This is a genomic window from Nocardia miyunensis NBRC 108239, assembly GCF_001613065.1.
In the GTDB taxonomy this organism is placed as follows: domain Bacteria; phylum Actinomycetota; class Actinomycetes; order Mycobacteriales; family Mycobacteriaceae; genus Nocardia; species Nocardia miyunensis.
The window spans coordinates 22,332-39,002 of sequence record NZ_BDBQ01000031.1; the positions used below are offsets into that span (position 1 = coordinate 22,332).

15 protein-coding genes are annotated in these 16,671 nt (G+C 67.4%); 7 read left to right on the forward strand and 8 right to left on the reverse strand.

Features of this window, described 5'->3' with window-relative positions; all coding sequences use genetic code 11:
• Positions 1-197: 197 nt before the first annotated feature.
• Both NM2_RS12835 and aceA read right to left on the reverse strand, forming a co-directional pair.
• Complete coding sequence (locus NM2_RS12835) at positions 198-1,070, reverse strand: 3-hydroxybutyryl-CoA dehydrogenase (RefSeq protein ID WP_067668074.1); 873 nt, start codon at positions 1,068-1,070, stop codon at positions 198-200.
• 389 nt (positions 1,071-1,459) lie between these two features.
• On the reverse strand, positions 1,460-2,752 hold the full coding sequence (aceA, locus tag NM2_RS12840) for an isocitrate lyase (protein ID WP_067668077.1): 1,293 nt from the start codon (positions 2,750-2,752) through the stop codon (positions 1,460-1,462).
• Positions 2,753-3,265: 513 nt separating this feature from the next.
• Here aceA and NM2_RS12845 point away from each other — a divergent pair.
• Positions 3,266-4,399, forward strand: a complete 1,134-nt coding sequence (locus NM2_RS12845; RefSeq protein ID WP_067668079.1) for a lipase family protein — start codon at positions 3,266-3,268, stop codon at positions 4,397-4,399.
• 339 nt (positions 4,400-4,738) lie between these two features.
• Positions 4,739-5,740 carry an XdhC family protein gene (locus tag NM2_RS12850; protein ID WP_067668081.1) on the forward strand — a complete coding sequence of 334 codons (1,002 nt, stop codon included), beginning with the start codon at positions 4,739-4,741 and terminating at the stop codon, positions 5,738-5,740.
• A gap of 3 nt (positions 5,741-5,743) precedes the next feature.
• On the opposite strand, the gene NM2_RS12855 is transcribed toward NM2_RS12850, so the two are convergent.
• Positions 5,744-6,145 (reverse strand): hypothetical protein, encoded by a 402-nt coding sequence (locus NM2_RS12855; RefSeq protein WP_157121057.1) that lies wholly within the window; start codon positions 6,143-6,145, stop codon positions 5,744-5,746.
• Between the two features lie 323 nt (positions 6,146-6,468).
• Between NM2_RS12855 and NM2_RS12860 the strand changes: the two genes are divergently transcribed.
• Positions 6,469-7,317, forward strand: a complete 849-nt coding sequence (locus NM2_RS12860; RefSeq protein ID WP_245717996.1) for a COG4705 family protein — start codon at positions 6,469-6,471, stop codon at positions 7,315-7,317.
• A gap of 31 nt (positions 7,318-7,348) precedes the next feature.
• Here NM2_RS12860 and NM2_RS12865 read toward each other — a convergent pair whose 3' ends face one another.
• The 5 genes from NM2_RS12865 to NM2_RS12885 all read right to left on the reverse strand — a co-directional run bounded on the left by NM2_RS12865 (position 7,349) and on the right by NM2_RS12885 (position 12,644).
• Positions 7,349-8,173, reverse strand: coding sequence for a class II fructose-bisphosphate aldolase (locus tag NM2_RS12865; protein WP_067668089.1), 825 nt, complete (start codon positions 8,171-8,173; stop codon positions 7,349-7,351).
• Positions 8,174-8,555: 382 nt separating this feature from the next.
• Complete coding sequence (locus NM2_RS12870; protein WP_245717997.1) at positions 8,556-9,506, reverse strand: hexose kinase; 951 nt, start codon at positions 9,504-9,506, stop codon at positions 8,556-8,558.
• A gap of 5 nt (positions 9,507-9,511) precedes the next feature.
• Entirely contained in the window at positions 9,512-10,663 is a 1,152-nt protein-coding gene (gene nagA / locus NM2_RS12875; RefSeq protein ID WP_067668292.1) for an N-acetylglucosamine-6-phosphate deacetylase, read from the reverse strand.
• Positions 10,664-10,780: 117 nt separating this feature from the next.
• Entirely contained in the window at positions 10,781-11,707 is a 927-nt protein-coding gene (locus NM2_RS12880; protein ID WP_067668294.1) for an ROK family protein, read from the reverse strand.
• 10 nt (positions 11,708-11,717) lie between these two features.
• The gene (locus NM2_RS12885) at positions 11,718-12,644 is read right to left on the reverse strand and encodes an SIS domain-containing protein (protein WP_245717998.1); all 927 of its coding nucleotides are present in this window, start codon (positions 12,642-12,644) and stop codon (positions 11,718-11,720) included.
• 153 nt (positions 12,645-12,797) lie between these two features.
• Between NM2_RS12885 and NM2_RS12890 the strand changes: the two genes are divergently transcribed.
• Genes NM2_RS12890 through NM2_RS12905 form a run of 4 tightly spaced genes read left to right on the forward strand, consistent with a single transcriptional unit; the run spans position 12,798 to position 16,640 of the window.
• Positions 12,798-14,042 (forward strand): extracellular solute-binding protein, encoded by a 1,245-nt coding sequence (locus tag NM2_RS12890; protein WP_067668092.1) that lies wholly within the window; start codon positions 12,798-12,800, stop codon positions 14,040-14,042.
• Positions 14,039-14,950 carry a carbohydrate ABC transporter permease gene (locus NM2_RS12895; protein WP_245717999.1) on the forward strand — a complete coding sequence of 304 codons (912 nt, stop codon included), beginning with the start codon at positions 14,039-14,041 and terminating at the stop codon, positions 14,948-14,950. Before NM2_RS12890 ends, NM2_RS12895 begins: the two co-directional genes overlap by 4 nt.
• On the forward strand, positions 14,947-15,852 hold the full coding sequence (locus NM2_RS12900; protein WP_084530867.1) for a carbohydrate ABC transporter permease: 906 nt from the start codon (positions 14,947-14,949) through the stop codon (positions 15,850-15,852). Before NM2_RS12895 ends, NM2_RS12900 begins: the two co-directional genes overlap by 4 nt.
• Positions 15,849-16,640, forward strand: coding sequence for a DeoR/GlpR family DNA-binding transcription regulator (locus tag NM2_RS12905; protein WP_067668098.1), 792 nt, complete (start codon positions 15,849-15,851; stop codon positions 16,638-16,640). Before NM2_RS12900 ends, NM2_RS12905 begins: the two co-directional genes overlap by 4 nt.
• Positions 16,641-16,671: the final 31 nt, after the last annotated feature.

Below are 16,671 nucleotides of genomic sequence, written 5' to 3' on the forward strand. Positions count from 1 at the left end.
ACGGTGAGCCGGCCGCGAACGGTCGCTCGAAGGCTCGCTCCGTGCGGGGCTGGGAGAGTGCGCATCTCGCGTTCCTGTGGTTGATGGCCGCTGATTCACTGCGGCGGGTTCGCGACTGGCGGTAAACGACTCGCTCCATAGGGTTGCGGCAAGAACCGAGGGGCGAGTCCGAAGCCGCGAGTACGCCGGTACAACACTCAGACGCGACCGTACTGATAGAAACCGGCGCCCGTCTTCTTGCCGAGCAGACCCGCCTCGACCATGCGCATCAGCAGCGGCGGCGCAGAGTACAGCGGCTCCTTGAACTCGGTGTACATCGAGTCCGCGATGGACTTCACCGTGTCCAGCCCGACCAGGTCGGTCAGCGCCAGCGGGCCCATCGGGTGGGCACAGCCCAGCACCATGGCCTTGTCGACGTCTTCCTTTGTGGCGAAACCGGATTCGACCATGCGGATGGCCGAGAGCAGGTACGGCACGAGCAGGGCGTTGACCACGAAACCGGAACGGTCGGCCGAGCGGACGACCTGCTTGCCCAGCACCTCCGAGGCGAAGGATTCCGCGCGCTCGGCGACGGCGGCGCTGGTCTTGAGCGTGGTCACCAGCTCGACCAGCGGCAGCACCGGCACCGGGTTGAAGAAGTGCATGCCGACCACCCGCTCGGGCTGGGTGGTGGCGACGGCGATCTTCATGATCGGAATCGAGGAGGTGTTGGACGCCAGCACCGCATCGGGATCGGTGACCACCTTGTCGAGTTCGGCGAAGATCGAGGTCTTGACCTCCTCGCTCTCCAGCACGGCCTCCACGACCAGCTGACGATCGGCGAAATCGCCGAGGTCGGAGGTGAACCGCAGCCGCCAGGCCGCCTGCTCACGCTCGCGTTCGGTGATCTTGCCGCTGCTCACGCCGCGATCCAGCGACCGCAGGATGCGGGCGCGACCCGCGGCGGCGAGTTCCCGGGTCTGTTCGAACACGAGCACGTCGACGTGCGCACGCGCGCACACCTCCGCGATTCCGGCACCCATCTGTCCGGCGCCGATCACACCGACACGTTGAATCTTTTCGCTGCTCACGTCTGTTCCGCCTCTCCGCGTATTTTGCGGGCACCTGAGTGCCAATACAGTCATGCGCTCCCCCGCCTCTCCGCGACTTCAGCGTGACGTCAAGTGCGTGGAGACTTGCGCTTCGGGCCGACAGTTCGGGACGCGGTCGAGATTTGGACGTCCCCGGGGAGTTACCCATGTTCTTACGAAATCAGTTGTCGCGTACCGAAACCTGTCAGGCGCGTCGGCAACGGTTGGTGTTCATAGGGGAAAAACCCTTCCCGCCGGGGCTGTTCGGTCGGGAAGGGCTGGTGGGCACTCGTTGCAGGAGCGCCCATGTCGAGTGGTGGCGGGAACCGGCGGCGAACGCATCGCCGCCGGTTCCCATCACCGCCGCCCGCAGGGGCGACCGGTACAACTCAGTGGAACTGGCCCTCTTCGGTGGAGCCCTTCAGCGCCGCCGTCGAGGTGTTCGGGTCCACGGTGGTGGCGATGGTGTCGAAGTAACCGGCACCGACCTCACGCTGGTGCTTGACCGCGGTGAAGCCACGCTCGGCGGCGGCCTTGAACTCGCGCTCCTGCAGGTCGACGAAGGCCGTCATGCCCTCGCGGGCGTAGCCGTAGGCCAGGTCGAAGGCCGCGTAGTTCAGCGAGTGGAAGCCCGCCAGGGTGATGAACTGGAACTTGAAGCCCATCGCCGCCAGCTCCTTCTGGAACTTCGCGATGGTGGCGTCGTCCAGGTGCGCCTTCCAGTTGAACGACGGCGAGCAGTTGTAGGCCAGCAGCTGGTCGGGGAACTCCGACTTGACGCCCTCGGCGAACTTCCGCGCGACCTCGAGGTCCGGAATGCCGGTCTCCATCCAGATCAGGTCGGAGTAGGGGGCGTAGGCCTTGGCCCGCGCGATGCAGGGCTCGATGCCGTTCTTGACGTGGTAGAAGCCCTCGGAGGTGCGCTCACCGGTGATGAAGGGCCGGTCGCGCTCGTCGACGTCCGAGGTGATCAGGGTCGCGGCCTCGGCATCGGTGCGCGCGATGACGACGGTCGGGGTGTCGGCGACGTCGGCGGCCAGACGCGCCGAGGTCAGGGTGCGGATGTGCTGCTGGGTGGGGATCAGCACCTTGCCGCCGAGGTGGCCGCACTTCTTCTCCGACGCCAGCTGGTCCTCCCAGTGGGTACCCGCGGCGCCGGCGGCGATCATGGCCTTCTGCAGCTCGTAGACGTTCAGCGCGCCACCGAAACCGGCCTCGCCGTCGGCGACGATCGGGACCACCCAGTTGTCGACCGAGGTGTCGCCCTCGACCTTGGCGATCTCGTCGGCGCGCAGCAGCGCGTTGTTGATGCGGCGCACGACCGACGGCACCGAGTTGGCCGGGTACAGCGACTGGTCGGGGTAGGTGTGCCCGGACAGGTTCGCGTCACCGGCGACCTGCCAGCCGGACAGGTAGATGGCACGCAGGCCGGCACGCACGGCCTGGACGGCCTGGTTACCGGTCAGAGCGCCGAGCGAGTGGATGTAGTCGCCCTCGGTGTTCACACCCTCCCAGAGGATCTCGGCACCACGACGCGCGAGCGTGTGCTCTTCGACGACGCTGCCCTGCAGCTTCACGACCTGATCGGCCGAGTACTCGCGGGTGATGCCCTTCCAGCGGGGGTTGGTGTCCCAGTCCTTCTGGATCTCCGCAGCGGTTTTCGGGGTGCCGGTGGTCGACATCTCAGACTCCACTTCCTAGTTCGGGTCAGGTGCCCCATGTGCGGACTTCGTCGGGTTCCGACTGCGGGAGGCGGTCGGGGCCCTGCGATGTCCGAACACTGCTGGAGCGGCCATTTGCAGGCTTGCTATGCCCATCGGGCGTACTTCCACACGATGGCACAACCAAAAAGTGCCGTCTACCTGTTGCTAGTGTAAATCTCGGCTATCTTTCCCAACCCAATTGCTAACTCTGCAAAATTTGCGCGCGAATTGCGGGGTAGTTATCTACCCGCCAGTAGGCCTGACATGCGGATTTACGTAACGCTCGTACTGTTAGCGTGAGCCATACCACCGACCGAATCGCGACACCCGGATTGCCCGCTGTGACGACCTTCACAGGGCACCGGACCGCCGATCCGTGGCGGCGGTCACCGACTCCGGTCACATTCGGTGTCCCTGGACGCCCGAGCCGGATCGGACTGCAAGACTGACCCAGCCGAACCCACCGTCCGAATCCACTCGCCGAGGAGCACGATGCGGAAACTGTCGATCGCCGCCGCCCTGGCCGTCGCCGCGGCCACCGCCCTGCTACAGCAGCCGCTGGCCCAGGCCGCGCCCGCAGCGGGCGTCTTCGAATCGGTCCAGCCGCTGTCCACCGCGGCGACACTGCCCGGTTCGGTGGATTCCCAGCGGTTCTTCTACGGCACCACGACCGTCGGCGATGCGCCGACCACGGCCAGCGCGGCGATCTACTTCCCGCCGGGTTCGCCGCCCGCCGGAGGCTGGCCGGTCATCGCCTGGGCGCACGGCACCGTCGGCATCGGCGACGACTGCGCGTACAGCGTGGCCGGACCCGCCGCGGTCGATCGCGACTGGTCGTATCTGGGCACCTGGCTGAAACAGGGCTATGCGATCGTCGCCGCCGACTACGCCGGACTCGGCTCACCGGGCGAACACCCGTATCTGGACGGCCGGGTCGAGGCGCACAACGTCGTGGACGCCGTGCGCGCGGCGAACAGCCATTACCGGACGCTGTCCCGCAAGTGGGTCGTCGTCGGGCAGTCGCAGGGCGCGGGCGCGGCGGTCTCCACCGCCCGGTACGCGACCGCCTTCGGCCCGGAGCTGGACTACCGCGGCGCGGTCGCCACCGGAACACCCGCCTACATCGAGGACATCCTGACTCCCCTGGGCCCCGGTATCCCCCCGGTGAAGCTCAGCGGCGACACCACCGCCTACGCGCTCTACATCCTCAACGGCCTGCGCACCGCCCACCCGGAACTGAACATCGACTCGTATCTGACCCCCGAGGGCCGCTACTGGGTCGACCGCGCCCGCACCGAATGCCTCGGTCCGCTCGGCAAGGCCGTCACCGCGCAGAAGGTGATCGGCGGCGACCTGTTCTCCCGCCCGCTCTCGGACATCCCCGACTTCCACGGCCTGCTGCACAACTACCTCGGCCTACCCGAATCCGGCTACGACCGGCCTCTGTTCATGGGGCAGGGCCTGCTGGACACCGACGTGATCACCCCGGAGACCCTCCGCTTCGCCGCCGTCCTCACCGCCAATCGCCAGCCCCTGACCTTCCACACCTACCCCACCGACCACAGCGGCACGGTCCTGGCCTCCCAACCCGATTCACTCCCGTTCGTGCGCGACCTGTTCGCCTGATCCGAGCTCCCCGGCTTGTCATTCCGGGGCGGCGAAGGTCGTTCGGCGCGGTTACGCTCGGCGGAATGGATGTTGGACGCTGCGACGGGATTCCGCGCGCCGCCGCACATAACACACCGAGCGGATCGGCGCGCGCCTGTTTTCACGGCCGGCCCGGTCATCCGGTTGTGCTATGTCACAAGCGCTGGACCACGGTGATCGATACCGCAGGAGAAAATTCCGGAGCCAGGGAGTTTCTGGTCAGCAGACCAGATATTGTGGCCGTCACGTGTGACGATCTGGCTACGGGACGTGACCACGACTATCCGCCCACTCGCGCACGCTGATCGGGAGCTTGTGATGCGCGACATCGTCGATGATCTACTGCGGGTGTGGCACTCCGGGCGCGTCGGTGCCATGGCCACCCTGGTCCGGACGTTCGGCCCGGCTCCCATGCCGATCGGTTCGGCGATGCTCGTCGACCCCGACGGACGTGTCTTCGGCTCGGTCTCCGACGGCTGTTACGAGAGCGCCATCTACGACGCGGCGATTCATTCGGCTCGCTCCGGCCGCAAGGAACTCCAGCGTTTCGACCCGAACACCGGAATGGACAGCGCGGACTGCGGCACCATCGATGTCTTCGTGGAACCGTTCTCCCGCGACGACTTTCCCGAATTCCCAGCTGTCGCACAGGATCTCGCCGGGTACAAGCCGGTCACGGTGTTCACCGTGGTGTGGCATTCGGATCCGACGGTGATCGGCCAGCATCTGGTGACCGATCGGCGGCACAACACCGAACTGGTCGCGCTGCCCGAATCGGATGTGTTCTGCTGCTCGTTCGCCGCCGCGCCGCGCCTGATCATCTTCGGCGCCAACGCATTCGCCGCCGCGCTGTGCACACAGGGCAAACTGCTGGGCTACCGCGTCACGGTCTGCGATGCCCGCCAGCGGTTCGCCGCCGAGCAGTCCTTCCCGGGGGCGGAGGTGATCGTCGACTGGCCGCACCGTTATCTCGAAGCCCAGGCCGCCGCCGGATTGATCGATTACCGCACGGCCCTGGTGACGGTCACCCAGGATCCCAAATTCGAGATCCCGCTGCTCACCACGGCGCTGCGACTACCCGAATTCGGCTATCTCGGCGCACTCGGCGAGGGCCCCGCGCACAGTCAGCGGCTGGAGGCCCTGCACGCCGGCGGTTTCGACGCCGATTCCCTGGCCCGGCTGTACACACCCGCGGGCCTGGACCTGGGCGCGAGCACCCCGATGGAGACGGCCGTCGCCATCGCCGCCGAACTCGTGAACGTCCGTTCCCGCACCCCGTCACACCACACCGGTCCCTTTCCCGCGCTGACCACGCCCTGAGCGTCACTCGCCCGCGAACCACGCCCGCGCCGAACGCCGGAACAACAGCACGATCAGCACGATCGCGCTCACCGGTCCCAGCCATCCGGGCGGACGTCCGGTCGGGATCGACGGCACGGTCCACAGCATGTTCAGCGCGGCCAGCAACACCGCCGTGACCCGAATCCCGTCCCCCACCGCCCCGAACGCCAGCGCCAGCAACCCCAGCAGCCAACTCGGCACGAAGAACACCGCGGTGATCCCCGCCGACCGCGCCCCGAACAGCCATCCCGCCGAGGCCACACACACCAGGCCGACAATCGCCATCCCCCACGCCAGCGCCCGTGCGACCCGCACGGTCCCCGGCATCCGCTCAGCCGCGAACTCCCCCGCCTCAACCCCCTTGTCCGACATCATCTCTCCCATCCAGCAGGATCGATTCTCACCACAGCGAACTCGAAGCGAACCCTACCGCCGCATTCACCGCCACACCCGGCGGCGCGCCACCGAACCTCTGCACACCGCCGATCAGGCGCCGCCCGAACGCTCACCCGCCCGCGGTTGTCCACCTCCGGAGAACTTCCCCGCCCGAACGCTCATCCACCACCCGCGCCTGTCCACCTCTCGCGGACGAACACACGCGAATCTCCGCGCCGCCCAGAGAATCTCCGTTCACCCGCAGAATTCCTGTGAACGATGCCCAGGCCGCTCACAGTGAAATCTCAGTGCCTTTCGGGCATCGTGCGGACGTGACGAATCCTGTGCCAGTTGCCATTTCGCCCACGCGTGCGCTAGCGACGAAGGTTCCCGAGATCACCGCGCTGTTCTGGGTGATCAAAGTGCTCTCCACGGGAATGGGTGAGACGTTCTCCGATTTCCTCGTTTCGAGTCTGCCCGCGGAGCTCGCGGTGGGCGGTGCGGGGGTGGCGCTGATCGCCGCGTTGGTCGTGCAGTTCCGCAGTCGGCGCTATGTGGCGTGGATCTACTGGACGGCCGTGGTGATGGTCAGCATCTTCGGGACGATGGTCGCCGACGTCGTGGATTTCAAGCTCGGCATTCCGCTGCCGGTCACGACGATCGCCTTCCTCGTGCTGCTGGGGGCGATCTTCGCGATCTGGCATGCCTGCGAGAAGACGCTGTCCGTGCACAGCATCAACACCCGGCGACGCGAGGCGTTCTACTGGGCGACGGTCATGATCACCTTCGCACTCGGCACCGCCGCCGGAGATCTCACCGCGGGCAAGATGCATCTCGGTTATCTCCCCTCGACGGTGCTGTTCGCGGTGGTCATCGCGATCCCGGCGATCGCACACCGCTGGGCCGGGCTGGGCGCGATCCCGGCGTTCTGGGCGTCCTATGTCGTGACCCGGCCGCTGGGCGCGTCGGCCACCGACTGGCTGGCCGCCGACCGCTCGGACGGGCTGCGCCTGGGCACCGGATGGGTGAGCCTGGCCGTGACGATCCCGATGGTCGCCCTCATCGCCGTGGCCGCCCTGCGTCCCGGTCTCTCGACCACGGCCGAGCTCGCCACCCCGGATGCCCTCGCCGAGGAGGACATTCGCGCGATCGACCGTCTAGGCGAAACCGGGACCGAATGACCCCGCCGCCGACCACCTGCGGGCCGATCGGCTAACCGAGCACGCGCAGGAGGTGTTCGATCTCCTGCTGAACGGCACGGCGGCCGGGCCCGAGGTACCGGCGCGGATCGGACAGCGTTGCGTCGGCCGCGAGTTCCGCGCGAACCGACTGCGCCAGAACGATATTCAGCCTTGTCGCGATGTTGATCTTCCGCATGCCCGCGCGCACCGCCGAGCGCAACCCGGCGTCGGGCACCCCTGAGGAGCCGTGCAGGACAAGGGGCACAGGCACTTTCGCGGCCAGCCGGGTGATCAGATCGTCGTCCAGAACCGCGTCGCGGGTGTGCATGGCATGTGCGGATCCCACCGCGACGGCCAACGCGTCCACACCGGTCGCCGCGACGAACTCGATCGCCTCGTCCGGATCGGTGCGCACACCCGGCGCGTGCGCGCCGTCCTTGCCGCCAACCTCACCCAGTTCGGCCTCGGTGAATACCCCGCGCGCCCGGCACCAGGACGCGATTTCCGCCGTGCTGCTGACATTCTCGCCGTAAGCGAGCCGCGACCCGTCGTACATCACCGATCGCACGCCGACTTCGACTGCCGCGGAGATCAATTCGTGCGACGTCGCATGATCAAGATGCACCGCGAGCGCGGCCGTACTGTCCTCGGCGATCTCCAGACACGCCCGCGCCAGCGGCCGCAATCCCCCGTGATACCGAACGGTGTTCTCCGAAATCTGCAGGATCGCAGGACGTTTCGTCGCCTCGGCGGCCCCCGCGATCGCCTCGGCATGTTCCAGCGCGATCACATTGAACGCCCCCAAACCACCGGGTGCGGCCGCGGCGAGCAACTCGCGAACAGGAACCAGACTCACGACGCGACCTCCTGCGACACAACCCCCGACTCGACGACAACGCTCACGAGACGGCCCCTCTGCGGCGCAGATCCCGGCCCGAGGACAACAATCCAGCTCACCGGACAACCCTCCCGACTCGACGACGGCGATCAACCCCGACGACGACAATCCGGCTCATGAGATGACCTCCGATCGGTTACGGCAACCAGGTTCGCGACGCGGCTGCCGCAGGCACGGCACCGGGCCGGCGACAACAATCGCCTGCATCATCGGTAAGCCCCGGCTCGGCAAAGGCAGCTTCACGATGTGGCCCTCCCCGAGTGCGGCATCGAATCCGACAATGGCGACGAATCCACCACGTGCCCGGGCGCGATGCCGAGTCCGGTGCAGCCGATCCGATTCACGGCGCTGTCCCGCCGGGCACGACCTCGAGCTCGGTGACCACGACGTCCGGCGCGAGCCGCTCGCGCAATGCCCGATCGATCTCCCCGGCGACCGGAATCACCACGGCCGCAGCGGAAGTCGCGACGGCATCGGCTACCAGCGCGGCCCAATCCGGTTCCGGCTCGGCGGCTAGCGCGGCGATCACGGCGGCGGCCGCGGCATCACCCGCACCGGTGGGATTGCCCGCCATCGGCTCGGGCGACGCCGCCGACCAGGCCCCCGACGCGGTCACCGCGACGATGCCTTCCGCGCCGCGCGTCGCGACCACCGCCCGCACACCCTTCTCGATCAGCGGTCGCACCGCGGTCACCACCTCCGCCGGGCTGCCCGCGCGCGCTCCGGTCAACCGCTCGAGTTCGTCCCGATTGGGCATGAGCACGATGCCCGGAACCTCGGCGGCCAGCTCCAGAGCCCGCCCGTCCACATCGCAGATCGTGGGCACCCCGGCCGCCAGCGCGGCCCGCGCCAGCTCGGCCGGAACCCCATCCGACACCCCGCCGGGCAACGATCCGGACACCACCACTCCCCCGGAATCGTTCAACATGCCCGCGACCCTGACCTTCAGCTGGTCGACCGCATACGGTTCGGTCAGCCGCGCACCCGGCTCCCACAGCGAGGTGGCCGTCCCGTCACCGGATTCGCTGATCACCACGGTGCGCCGGATCCACGGCAGCGCGTGCACGAAATCCACCGGCAGCTCGAGCTCGGCGGTCGCGGCGAACATGTGGTCGGCGAAACCGGTTGCCCGCGAATATTTTCCCAGCTGATTGAGCACTCGCGAGACGTTGATCCCCTTACCGCCGATGCGCTGCTCGACCGACAGCACACGATGCTCCCGGCCCCGCTCGAAACGCTCCACACGATAGGTCATGTCGTAGGCGGGGTTCATGGTCACGGTCAGGATCACGTCAACTACCTTCCTCGTCGCAGGGTTCGACGCAACCCCATGTCCTCGTCGAGTACCAGGATGTCCGCGTACCGCCCCGGGCTCAGATCGCCGACGTCGTCCAGCCCCACCGCCGCGGCCGGGGTAGCGGTCGCGGCGCGCACCGCGTCGGGCAGCGCGACGCCGCATTCGCGCACCGCCCAGCGCAGGCAGTCCAGCAGCGTCGACGTGCCCCCGGCGATCGACCCGTTCTCGACCCGCGCCACCCCGCCGCGCACTCGCACCGCCTGCGGACCGAGCCGGTACTCCCCGTCGGGCAGCCCGGCCGCCTGCATCGCATCGGTGATCAACGCCACACGTTCGCGCGCGGTGGCGAAGGCCAGCGCGCCGAATCCGGCGTCGACATGCACCCCGTCCCCGATCACTTCCACGACCACATCGCCCTGCGCGGCGGCCACCAGCGCCGCGGCGACGGGCCCGGGGGCACGGTGATGCAGCGGCGGCATGCCGTTCGCGAGATGGGTAACCAGCGTACCGAATCCATTGGGCGACAAGGACTCCCGAAAATCCTCGTAGTGCGCGTCGCTGTGTCCCAGCGCGACGACGACCCCATTGCCGACGAGACGCTCGGCAGCCGTGCGGAATCCGGGACGTTCCGGGGCGAGGGTCATCACCCGCAGCCGCCCGTTCGCGGCGGCGATCAGCCGGTCGATCAGCGCCGGATCCGGATCCCGCAGATATCGCGGATCCTGTGCACCGCAGCGCACCTCGGACAGGAACGGTCCCTCGGCGTGCACGCCCGCGATCACCCCCTCGGCGGCGAGTTCGCTCAGCATCGCGGTCTGGGCGACCATATCCTCCGGCGCGGCCGTGACGATTCCGGCCAGTACCGTCGTAGTGCCGTTGCGCAGATGATATTCCGCCGCGCCGCGCGCCTCGTCCGGATCGGTCGTATCGAACCGATGCCCGAATCCGCCGTGATTGTGGATGTCGACGAGCCCCGGAATCACGGTCCCGTCGAAGGGCGGCGGCGAGATGTCCGGATGTGCGCCGGCCCAGGACGCGAAGGACTCCACCGCGACGATCCGTTCGTCCCGGAACGTGACAACACCGTCGTCGAAGGAATTCGACGCCGCGACGATCCGGCCCCGCAGCCGGGTCTGCGGCTCTCGGTTCACACCATCACCTCGTCCATCACGCGCTCGCGCACAATCGGCCCCGATGCCCGCGCTCGAACCGTACCCGCCCGGACTCGCCATACCGCAACCATTCGGCAAATTCGACCGGTCGATGGCTCATTCCAAGGTGCCCGAGCGGGCATATCGGGCGGCCCCGACCAGTCCGGCGCGCGCGCCGAACTCCCCGAGCACCACCCGCGGCACGGGGGCCACGCGCAGCAGTTCGGTGAGCCTGTCCTGCAATGCGCCGGTCAGCACCGCGCCCGCGCGGGCCAGACCGCCGCCCAGGACGACCAGTTCCGGGCAGGTCGCGTGGATGACCCCGAACAGTCCCTCGGCGAGGGCGTCGATGGCGTCCGCGACCACCGCGCGCGCGTCGGGATCGCTGTCCAGACCCGCGAAAACCGCTTCCGCACCGGGTATTTCACGCCCGGTTCGAGCGGTGTAGGCACGGGCGATGGCGGCACCGGAGGCGACCGTCTCCACACATCCGACATTCCCGCACGGACAGCGCAGCCCGTCGCGATGACGCACCGGGATATGCCCGTACTCCCCGGACTGACCGGCCGCACCGCGCACCAGGCGCCCGCCGACGGACAGGGTTCCGCTGATTCCCGTCCCCAGAATCAGGACGCACACGTCGTCACAGCCGCGCCCCGCGCCGAAGCGCCATTCGGCCCAGCCCGCGACCGCGACATCGTGTTCGATCAGCACCGGCATACCCCAGCGATCGGTGAATCGACTGCCCACCTTCACATCTCGCCAACCGACGTTACTGCTGAACACCGCCAGCGAGCGGACCGGATCCACGATGCCGGGCAGGATCACCGCAGCACCCGTCACCTGATTACGTTGCGCGGCAGGCAGTTCCGCGAGCAGCCGATCACCCAGCGCACCGACGGCATCGAAGGCCGCCGCGCCGGACGGTGTCGCGACGATACCGCTACCCAGCACTTCGCCCGCGGCATCGGTTATTTCGGCCTTGATCGTCGTCCCTCCGACGTCCACGGCCAGGACCGAATCCGCGAGTCCGGGTGTGCGCACCACTGATCCGTCAGCCCAGGATCACCGAACGATTCAGACTGCGCGGATGATCCGGGTCCAACCCCAGATCGGCCGCCCGCACCTGACACAGCCGGTGCACGCGCAGCAGATCGGCCATCGGATCGATATCTCGATGTTCGAAATGCGCACCGGTGGCCGCGACGTCCTGTGCCAAACCGGACGGCACCGCCCCGAAGGCCCACACCGCCCGGCCCGGCGCGGCGATGCTGACCGGGCCGTGCCGCCATTCGGTGGCCAGATAGCCCTCGGTCCAGGACTGGCAGGATTCGCGCAGTTTCAGCCCGGCCTCGTCGGCGATGGCCGCCGCGAAACCCATTCCGACGAAACTGATCTGCTCGGCCGAGCGCACCGCGGACAGCGCCTCGACGGGATCCTCGGCGAGCACCTCGCGAGCCTGCGCGATCACCGGTGCGAGATCCTCGCCCAGATGCCACCGCAGAATCGCCAGCGCCGTGGTGGCGAACCGGGTCTGCACCACCGACCGCTCGTCCACATCGGCGATCAGGATCGGATCGGCCAGTTCGAGCACCGGCGTGCCCGGACTCGAGCAGATCACCGCGCGCGGCACGCCCGCCGGCAGGGCACGCACCGCGTCGAGCACCTCGGTCGTGGTGCCCGAACGGCAGATCACCAGGTAGCGGTCGTATTCGCGGGCGCGCACCTGCCCGGCGGGCCAGGCGTCGGTGAGCCCCTGCCCGGCGGATTCGCGCAGCGCGGCGATCGCCCGGGACATGAAATACGAGGTGCCGCAACCGATCACGGCGACTCGCTCACCCGGCTGCGGCAACAGCGCGGCATGGTCGGCGGCGATCCGCGCGGCGTGCGCCCAGTCGTCGGGCTGGGTGACCACCTCGGCGGCCAGATGGGTCTCGGGGAGCGGACGGATTTCGTGGGATCGATCGGCGGAGGTCGGCACGCCACCAGAATCACCCCGATGATCGTTCATGTCAACTTTACATTCGAAACAGTCACATTCGATCACGGAGTGAGCTAGATTCGGACCAATCGACCCGTTCGCTTCATCATCCGCGTTCGCCTCGCCGGGTGTGCAGCATTGAAAGGTTCTCTCGTGAAACGTCCACTCCGCGGCGCGATATCCGCGCTCGCGCTGGCCACCGGCCTGGCGCTGACCATCTCGTCCTGCGGGTTCAGCGGCGGCAAGTCCAACGCCGACGACCCCAATACGATCACCTTCCTGGCCCCGATCTACAGCGACGGTACGAAGGCCGAATGGGATTCGATCATCGCCGATTTCGAGAAGCAGAACCCGGGCATCAAGGTCGATCTGCAGATGGAGTCGTGGAAGCAGATCCCCGACGTCGTGCGCACCGACCTGCAATCCGAGTCCAGCACGCCCGACCTGCTCAACATCGACGCGTACTCCACCTACGCCTCGGACGGAAAGCTGTATCCCGCAAACGATATCGCCGACCCGTCGGTGCTGAGCGATCTGCAGCACAGCTTCGTCGAGAACGCCTCGATGAACGGAACCCAGTGGGCCCTGCCGCTGTTCGCCTCCACGCGCACGCTGTTCTACAACACCGACCTGTTCGCCAAGGCCGGTATCGCCGCGGCCCCCAAGACCTGGGCCGAACTGACCGACGACGCGAAGAAGATCCAGGCCCTCGGCGGCGGCATCTCCGGCTACGGCCTGCCGCTGGGCCAGGAGGAGACCCAGGCCGAGACGTCGCTGTGGACGTTCGGCGCGGGCGGCAAATGGTCCGACGGCAACAACCTCACCATCGACACGCCGCAGAACCTCGAGGGCGTGCAGGCGATCAAGGCGATCGCCGATGCCGGTGCGACGCAACCGAATCCGGGCGCTACCGATCGCACCCCGCTGATCAACGTCTTCATCCAGGGCAAGATCGGCATGATCGAGGGCCTGCCGCCGGTGATCAACATGATCCAGCAGAAGAATCCCGGCCTGAAGTACGCCACCGCGCCGACGCCGACCAAGGATGGTTCGCCGGTGACCCTCGGCGTCGCGGATCATCTGATGGCGTTCAAGAAGAAGGTCGACAAGCGTCCGGCGATCAAGAAGTTCCTGGACTTCTTCTACCAGTCGAAGACCTACGCCACCTTCGTCAAGGCCGAGCATTTCATCCCCGTGACCACCAGCGGCGCGCAGGCCATGGCCGATGATCCGGTCGTGAAGGCTTTCGGCGCAACGCTTCCCGTTGCCAAGTTCTATCCGAGCAACAACCCGAAGTGGGCCGCGGTGGAGGGCGCGATGAAGCAGCAGCTCGGCACCGTCACCCAGGGCTCCGATCCGGCGACGGTGCTGAAGACCATCCAGCAGGCGGCGAGTTGACCAGCGCCCCGGCGGCATCGACTCCGCGCCGATCCATGGCAACGCTGCGCGCGCTGCCGTGGATCGGCCCGGCGCTGGTGCTGATCGCCGCGATCGTGGCGTTCCCCGCCGCCTACATGATCTGGACCTCCACCCGCAAGCTCACCTCGTACGGGCAGGATCTGGGCCCGGCGGGAATGGCCAACTACCGCAGGCTGTTCGGGCGCAACGAGCTGGCCGACGTGCTCGCGCACACGGTCCTGTGGGTGGTCGCGGTCGTGCTGATCACGCTGGTGCTTTCCGCGGCGCTGGCACAGTTCCTGAACAAGGATTTCCCGGGCCGCATCGCGGTCCGGCTGGCGGTGCTGGTGCCGTGGGCGGCCTCGGTGGTGATGACCACGACGATCTTCGCGTACATGCTCGATCCGGACGTCGGGATCGCCAACCGCTTCCTGGTCGACATCGGCGTGCTGCACCGGGGTTTCGGGTTCACCAAGCAGGCGGGTCCGGCATTCCTGGTCGCGATCGGGGTCGCGGTGTTCGTATCCATCCCGTTCACCACCTACACGATTCTCGCTGGGCTGCAATCGATCCCGGCCGAGGTGGGCGAGGCGGGCCGGGTGGACGGTGCGGGCGCCTGGCAGCGGTACCGGTATCTGACGCTGCCGCAGTTGCGTCCGGCGATCGCGGTCGCGGCGATCATCAACATCATCAACGTGTTCAACTCGCTGCCCATTCTGCAGGTGCTGACCGGCAGCATCGCCGGATTCGGCGCGGACACCACGACGACGCTGACCTACAAGCTGATTCAGCAGAACCAACAGCTCGATACCGCGGCCGCGCTGAGCGTGCTGAATTTCGTGCTGATCGCGGTGATCATCGTGATCTATATGAAATTGATCCGTCCGGCCGGAGAGGAAGCGCGATGACCTCGCAATCATCGAGCGCGGCCACGGCATCCGCTGAAACCTCTGCCGCAAAGACTTTTTCGACCGCGAAGGCCAAACGTCCCAGGCGGCGTTGGGATCTCACCGTCGTCGGCATCGTGATCGCGGTGATCTTCCTGATCCCCTACATCGTGATGGTGTTGGGCTCGCTCAAGCCCCGTTCGGAGATCCTGCACATCCCGCCGAGTTACCTTCCGCACCAGTGGAGTCCGGGCAACTACGGCAGCATGTGGCACACGCCCGAGACCCCGCTGCCGTTCAACATGGTCAGCACCATAGTGATCTCGGTGTGCGCCACGGTGATCGTGCTGCTGGTGGCGATTCCCGCGGGCTATTACACTGCGCGACGGCGCTTTCCGGGCAAACTCGCCTTCCTCGGCCTGGTCCTGGTCACCCAGATGCTGCAACCCGTGGTGCTGGTGACGGGCCTGATCCGCGAATTCTTCGCACTCGGCATCAATGACACCTGGCTGGCGATGATCCTGGTCAACGCCGCGTTCAATCTGTCCTTCGCGGTGTGGATCCTGCACAGTTTCTTCGCCTCGGTGCCGGTGGAGATCGAGGAGGCCGCACAACTGGACGGGCTCAACCGGATGCAGACCCTGACCCGGGTGAGCCTGCCGCTGGTGTGGCCGGGCATCGTGACCGCGACGATCTTCGCCTTCGTCTCCTGCTGGAACGAATTCGCGGCCAGCCTGGTCATTCTCACCACGCCGGAGAATCAGCCGCTGTCGGTGGCACTGACCAAGTTCATCGGGCAGTACGACACGGCTTGGCAGTACGTGTTCGCCGTCTCTACTGTCGGCGTGGTGCCCGTTGTCATCCTGTTCGCGTTCATCGAGAAGCGCTTGGTCGCGGGCCTGACCGCCGGAAGCGTGAAATGACCGCCGCGACAGACCGTTCCCAACGCTGGAATCGACTACTGGAGTTGCTCGCCGAGTCCGGACGGCTGACGGTGGAGGAGGCAGCGGCGATCCTCGCGGTCTCCCCCGCCACCATCCGCCGCGACTTCACCTCGCTGGCCGATCAGCAACTGGCCACCCGCACACACGGCGGTATCGTGGCGACCTCGGTCGCCTACGATCTGCCCGCTCGCTATCGCGGCAACGGCGACGAGCCCAAACAGCGCGTCGCGGAATACGCTGCGGCACTGGTGAATCCGAGCGAGGTAGTGGGCCTCAACGGCGGCACCACCACCACGGCCGTGGCCCGCGCCCTGGCCGGCCGCCCGGATCTGCCTACCTCGGCGGACAATCCGATGACCATCGTCACCAACGCGCTCAACATCGCGGGCGAACTGGTCCTGCGCCCGCACCTGCGCACCATCTGCATCGGCGGCCAGGCCCGCCGCGAATCCTACGAACTGCACGGCCCGCTCGCCGAGCGCGCGATGGCCCAATTGCATTTGGACACCTTGATTCTCGGCGTCAACGCGATCACCGCCACACGCGGAGCGCAGGGCCGCCACCTGGACGAGTCCGGCATCAACGCCGAAATGGTCCGGCGCGCCGACCGCGTCATCGTGGTGGCCACCGCCGAGAAACTCGAGACCACCGCCCTGGCCCGCATCTGCCCCATCGAAGACATCGACATCCTGGTCATCGATACCGCGGCCGACCCCGAAGCCGTCGACGCCATCCGCGAAGCGGGGGTCCGCGTAGACCTCGTTTGACCCCGTCCCATCTTCCGTTGCTATTCGGAAA